Source organism: Bacillus sp. FJAT-27225 (assembly GCF_001685025.1).
Lineage (GTDB): Bacteria > Bacillota > Bacilli > Bacillales > Cytobacillaceae > Bacillus_D.
In genome coordinates this window covers 1-1,198 of sequence record NZ_MAYU01000010.1, presented here as the reverse complement: position 1 = coordinate 1,198, position 1,198 = coordinate 1, and the positions used below count along the sequence as shown (strand labels likewise).

Annotated in this window: 1 protein-coding gene; it reads right to left on the bottom strand. The window is 42.1% G+C overall.

Annotated features, from left to right (window positions below):
- Positions 1-57: 57 nt before the first annotated feature.
- A complete protein-coding gene (gene tnpB / locus A8F94_RS07565) occupies positions 58-1,179 on the bottom strand; it encodes an IS200/IS605 family element RNA-guided endonuclease TnpB (protein ID WP_066197923.1) in 1,122 nt (373 codons plus the stop codon).
- Between the last annotated feature and the right edge of the window lie 19 nt (positions 1,180-1,198).

Here is a 1,198-nt window from a genome sequence, read left to right as displayed (position 1 = left end):
ACGAGTTGCTTGAAGTGGGGGATTCCTAAGTACAGAAGCCTATTGGCTTCTAATTGATTAGGCTAGCCCCACAGTTCCTGTGGTTAGAAGCCTTATGGCTTCATTTTTAAGATTTTGTCCTGCGTTAATATCCCGATCGTGATGCGTACCGCAGGAAGGGCAATCCCATACACGGAGGTTAAGGTTCTTAACGTCTTTGTTTTGATAGCCACAAACAGAACATAGCTGGGAACTGGCAAACGTTTTGGAGACAGTGACTACTTTCCTGCCATACCATTTTGCCTTGTATTCAAGCATGGTTCTAAATTGTGACCAGGATACTTCACTGATCGCTTTGGCTAATCTGTGATTTCTTAACATGTTCGATACCTGCAGATCTTCAATCCCAATTACATCGTGGTTTTTGATGATATGGGTAGAAATTTTCTGCAAGTAGTCCATTCTTGCATTAGTGATACGTTCATGGATTCCTGCAACCTTAATACGCTGCTTGTTCCAATTGGAACCGCCCTTCAAGCGTCTGGATAGGATACGTTGTGCTTTTGCCAGTTGTCCTTCGAGTTTACGGAACCATTTTGGATTGGAAAACACTTCACCAGTACTCAAAATGGCAAAGTCTTTCAAACCAACGTCAACTCCGACCGTTGAGCCTGTTTTCTCTAGTGGCTGCACATCTGATTCCGCAAGAATTGAAACAAAATATTTCCCGCTTGGATTCCGTCTAATGGTTGCACTTAGAATACGTCCTTTTACTTCCCGGCTTTTAGCAAAACGGACAAAACCAAGCTTAGGAAGTTTAATTTTGTTGCCGATTACGGCAATATTGCCATTTGTTTCTTTTGTCGTGTAAGACTGGACCTTATTCTTTTTAGACTTGAAGCGGGGTGCATTGTTTTGTTTTTTGAAAAAGCGTGTATACGCATCGGAAAGATTTTTCAATGAGGATTGAAGCGCAATGCTGTCAACTTCTTTCAGCCATGACAACTTCTTTTTCAACAGAGTTAATTCAGCTGAACAGGAATTATAGGTCAGTCCCTTGCCGGTTTGTTTGTATAATTCATTCCACCTGGCCAGGAACCGGTTGAATACGAAGCGGCTGCAACCGATGGTTTTGGCAATGAGGATTTCCTGTTCTTTTGTTGGATAGATACGGAATTTATATGCCTTGTTGACTAACATGGTGCTTCATCACCACCTT

Bases quoted from the DNA above. Each gene is read 5' to 3' on its own strand.
- tnpB (WP_066197923.1), bottom strand. From the start codon at position 1,179: ATGTTAGTCAACAAGGCATATAAATTCCGTATCTATCCAACAAAAGAA.